This window comes from Oleiphilus sp. HI0117, assembly GCF_001635235.1.
Window position 1 is genome coordinate 1 of sequence record NZ_LWGA01000673.1, and the last position, 5,064, is coordinate 5,064.

Annotated in this window: 3 protein-coding genes; all 3 read left to right on the forward strand. The window is 44.9% G+C overall.

Annotated features, from left to right (window positions below):
* Positions 1-2,644, forward strand: a 2,644-nt coding sequence (gene metH / locus A3757_RS09165; protein ID WP_068739468.1) for a methionine synthase, incomplete at its 5' end; no start/stop codon positions are given.
* Positions 2,645-2,813: 169 nt separating this feature from the next.
* On the forward strand, positions 2,814-4,475 hold the full coding sequence (locus A3757_RS09170; protein WP_068507518.1) for a nitrite/sulfite reductase: 1,662 nt from the start codon (positions 2,814-2,816) through the stop codon (positions 4,473-4,475).
* Positions 4,459-4,944, forward strand: a complete 486-nt coding sequence (locus A3757_RS09175) for a DUF934 domain-containing protein (protein ID WP_068507521.1) — start codon at positions 4,459-4,461, stop codon at positions 4,942-4,944. The genes A3757_RS09170 and A3757_RS09175 overlap by 17 nt, the downstream gene beginning before the upstream one ends.
* Positions 4,945-5,064 lie beyond the last annotated feature (120 nt).

Consider the following 5,064-nt stretch of genomic DNA (forward strand, 5'->3'; position numbering starts at 1 on the left):
TTTTGTTACAGATGAAGACTCACTATTCATTAATGTCGGTGAGCGCACTAACGTTACTGGTTCAAAGAAGTTTTTGAGGCTTATTAAAGACGAAGAGTTTGAAGAAGCACTCGACGTTGCAAGACAGCAAGTTGAAAACGGCGCACAAATCATCGATATCAATATGGATGAAGGCATGCTGGAATCCAAAGAAGCGATGGTCCACTTTCTCAACCTCGTCGCTTCAGAACCAGATATCTCCAAAGCACCAATTATGATTGACTCCTCTAAGTGGGAAGTAATTGAGGCCGGACTGCGTTGCGTACAAGGGAAGGCTGTCGTTAACTCAATTAGCTTGAAGGAAGGCGAAGAGCAATTTATCGATCATGCGAAAGCCTGTATTCGTTACGGTGCGGCCGCGGTAGTGATGGCTTTCGATGAGAAGGGTCAGGCCGACTCCTTAGATCGTAAGATAGAGATTTGTAAGCGCTCATACGACGTATTGGTTGGCTTAGGCATGCCTCCTGAAGATATTATTTTTGACCCGAATATTTTTGCGGTCGCAACAGGTATCGAAGAACATAACAACTACGCCGTTGACTTTATCGAAGCTACTCGCTGGATTCGTCAAAACCTACCCTATGCAAGTGTCTCTGGTGGCGTTAGTAACGTCTCGTTTTCCTTCCGCGGCAACAACCCAGTACGCGAGGCTATTCATTCCGTCTTTCTTTATCACGCCATAAAAGCCGGTATGAACATGGGTATCGTCAATCCCGGACAACTAGTTATCTATGACGATATTGATCCAGAGCTAAAAGAGCGCGTCGAAGATGTTGTCCTAAATAGACGGGACGACTCAACTGATCGACTTCTTGAAATAGCTGATAATTTCCGCGGTGAAGCCGGTGAGAAGAAGAAAGAGGATCTAGAGTGGCGTAAGCTGCCTGTCGAAAAGCGACTCGAACACGCGCTTGTTAAAGGTATTACCACCTTTATTACAGAAGATACCGAAGAAGCTCGCGTCAAAGCAGCGAGACCAATTGAGGTCATCGAAGGCCCTTTAATGGATGGAATGAATGTCGTAGGCGACCTATTTGGCGAAGGTAAAATGTTCTTACCACAAGTCGTTAAAAGCGCCCGGGTAATGAAACAGTCAGTCGCACATCTCGTCCCCTTCATTGAAGCAGAAAAAAGTGATAAACAAACGACCAAGGGTAAAATCCTAATGGCCACCGCTAAAGGCGATGTACATGATATCGGCAAGAATATCGTTGGTGTCGTTTTACAGTGCAACAACTATGAAGTAATAGATCTTGGTGTAATGGTTCCTGCCGATAAAATACTTGCTGCCGCCAAAGAACATAATGTAGACATTATTGGAGTTAGTGGCCTAATCACACCGTCGCTTGACGAAATGGTCCATATCGCAAAAGAGCTGCAGCGAGAAGGCTTGGATATACCACTAATGATCGGTGGTGCAACGACCTCTAAGGCTCACACCGCTGTGAAGATAGAACCTCAGTATCAAAATAATATTTCAGTCTATGTCACAGATGCCTCACGTAGTGTCAGTGTTGCTACCTCTTTGTTAAGTGATACACAGCGTGACACCTTTGTCGAGAACGTGAAGGTGGAATATGAGACGGTACGCGAACGTCGTAAAAACCGCAGCGCCAAGTCCAGCTTCCTAAGCTATGAAAAAGCAGTAGCAAACAAGCTGTCACTTGATTGGAGCGGCTACGAACCACCTAAGCCGAAATTTACCGGCACCAAAATCTTTGAAGACTACCCACTTGAAGAATTAGTTGACTATATCGATTGGACTCCGTTTTTTATCACGTGGGACCTGGTTGGAAAATACCCGAAAATATTAAAAGATGAGCATATCGGTGAAGCTGCTCAGAGTCTTTTCAATGATGCACAAAAAATGCTCAAGGATCTGATAAGCAATAAAAAACTAAAAGCCAAGGCTGTTATCGGATTTTGGCCAGCAAACGCTCAAGGCGATGATGAAATTACTGTATTTGCAGACGAAAGTCGATCTAAGGTAAATCTAAGCCTGAATCACCTACGCCAGCAATCTGACAAAGCGGGCAATCAATTTAGCTTATCACTAGCTGACTTTATTGCACCTAAAGAAACGGGTCTCAATGACTATATCGGTGGCTTTGCAGTCACCGCTGGAATCGGTGCTGAAGAACTTGCCACCGAGTTCGAAGCAAAACATGACGACTACAACGCGATTATGGTCAAAGCGCTAGCTGACCGCCTAGCCGAAGCTTTCGCTGAGCGTATGCACGAAAGAGTTCGTAAAGAGTTCTGGGCTTACGCTGGAGATGAAAGCTTTGATAACGACGCCTTGATTAAAGAAAAATACCGCGGTATCCGCCCTGCTCCGGGCTACCCTGCTTGCCCTGATCATACTGAAAAGACCGAGCTGTTCAAGCTACTGGAACCCGAAAACAGTGCCGGAATTTCATTAACCGAACACTTTGCAATGACACCTGCAGCTTCAGTTAGTGGGTTTTATTATTCCCACCCTGATTCAAAATATTTTTCTGTTGGAAAAATTACCAAAGACCAGGTCGAGGATTACGCTAAGCGTAAATCAATGTCTATCACTGAAGCAGAAAAATGGTTGAGTCCGGTACTAAACTATGATTAATCGCTAAAAAACGGCTTTTATATAACCAAAACCCGTAATAGCTAAACAAACTTATATAAGCTGGTTATTTAACCGCTTATTAAAAACTGATACCCTTAGCGCCCGCAAAAATGGCCCCAGGCTGCTTTGGGCTAAATTATATTAAGCAAGTACGATTGAGACGCACTAAATGTACAAATACGATGGTTACGACAAACAGATCGTCCAGGAACGGGTTCAGCAGTTCCGCGGTCAAACCCAACGCTTTCTTGAAGGGACTTTGGCAGGTGACGACTTTTTGCCTTTACGTCTGCAAAACGGTCTATACGTCCAGCGATTAGCACCTATGCTTCGGGTCGCCGTACCTTACGGCATGCTGTCTTCCACACAGCTTAGGAAGCTCGCTTCAATCAGTCGTGACTACGACAAAGGCTACCTGCACTTTACTACTCGCCAAAACGTCCAATTCAACTGGCCCGAGCTAAAAGATGTCCCAGACATTCTTGACGAGCTTCGTAGTGTTGAAATGCATTCCATTCAAACGAGTGGCAATTGTATTCGTAACACCACGACTGACCAGTTTGCCGGTGTGGCAGCGAATGAATTGTTAGACCCGCGCCCTTACTGCGAGATCATACGTCAGTGGTCGACTTTCCATCCTGAGTTTGCATTCTTGCCACGTAAATTCAAAATCTCGGTAAACGCTTGTGGTGATACAGATCGTACTGAGTCTCTAGTGAATGATATTGCTCTGGAGCTTGTTAAGAACGATGCAGGTGAAATTGGCTTTAAAGTTTTGGCCGGTGGTGGGCTAGGCCGTACGCCAATCATTGCCTCGGTAATTCGTGAGTTTTTACCCGAGAAGCACCTGCTTAGTTATCTCGATGCGATCTTGCGTGTCTACAATATTCACGGTCGCCGCGACAACAAATACAAAGCTCGTATTAAAATCCTTGTAAAAGCCCTTACACCCGCCAAGTTCGCAGAACGCGTTGAAGCTGAATGGGAGCATATCAAGGATGGAGCGACAACACTGACCAATGAAGAAATTGACCGTGTAAAAAACTTCTTTACAGAACCAGCATACCAATCGCTTGCTGATAATAGTGAAAGCTTTGTTAAGCAACAAGACGAGCACAAAGGCTTTGCCAATTGGATCAAGCGTAATGTCAATGACCATAAAAAGCCTGGCTACTCGATCGTTACGCTAACACTTAAGAAAACGGGCACACCACCAGGCGATGCATCTGACAAGCAGGTTGATACAATTGCAGACATGGCTGATAAGTATAGTTTTGGTGAAGTCCGTGTAACACACGACCAGAACATTGTTCTTGCAGACGTTCCTCAGAATATGTTGTTTGAATTATGGAGTGAGGCTAAAGCAGCTGGTTTTGCAACGCCTAACCTTGGCATGATTACAGACATTATTTGCTGCCCAGGCGGCGACTTTTGTGGCCTTGCAAACGCCAAATCAATACCAGTAGCTGAGCAGATTCAAATCAAGTTTGATGATCTAGATTATGTCTATGACATCGGCGAGATCGATTTAAATATATCAGGCTGTATGAACGCTTGCGGTCATCACCATGTGGGTAACATTGGAATTCTCGGTGTTGATAAGCGCGGCGAAGAATTCTATCAGGTATCTCTAGGTGGAAACTCGGGTAAAGATGCCGCCATTGGCAAAATATTAGGCCCGTCCTTCGCTAGAGCTCAGATGCCTGAAGTCGTTGAAAAGATTATCAACGTTTATATTGAAAACCGAACTGAAGAAGAACTGTTTATTGATACATTCCGTAGAATTGGAATGCTACCTTTTAAGGAGCGCGTATATGCCAAGGCTGATTAAAGTAGATAAGATTGTCGATGATGCGTGGCAAATTCTAGATAAAGGTTTTTCAGGCAAGCTTGAGCAGAGCCAGGTATTTGTTCCCTTAAACTATTTGCTTGAAAACCCTGGATGCATTGATGCTTCTGAAGTTGGCGTTTGGCTCGACAGCGACGAAGAACCGGAAGCGCTTGCACCCTACCTGGATAAGCTTCCTGCTATTGCAATAAACTTCCCTAAGTTTGTTGACGGGCGCGGCTACTCCTATGCTCGTATACTTCGCGACCGTTTGAACTTTGAGGGTGAAATTCGTGCAATTGGCGACATTCTTCACGACCAGCTTTTCTATCTGAAACGCTGCGGTTTTGACGCATATGCAGTTCGAGAAGACAAAGATATTGAGGTCGCACAAGAAGGCTTGTCCGACTTTACTGAATCTTATCAAGCAGCAAGCTTTATGAATCAACCACTATTTCGCCGTCGCGGCTAACGAGTGCTTAGTACCCACCTCTAAGACCCCAAACCAGGATCTTAGAGGTGGAGCTTTTCAAACAAACTCCCCCTCCTCTTCCCCTTACGTCGTTCTTCATCCGCTAAAAATACAGCTATA

What these genes read in the sequence shown, in the direction of transcription:
- A3757_RS09170 (WP_068507518.1), top strand. Translation starts at nt 2,814, where the DNA reads ATGTACAAATACGATGGTTACGACAAACAGATCGTCCAGGAACGGGTT.
- A3757_RS09175 (WP_068507521.1), top strand. Translation starts at nt 4,459, where the DNA reads ATGCCAAGGCTGATTAAAGTAGATAAGATTGTCGATGATGCGTGGCAA.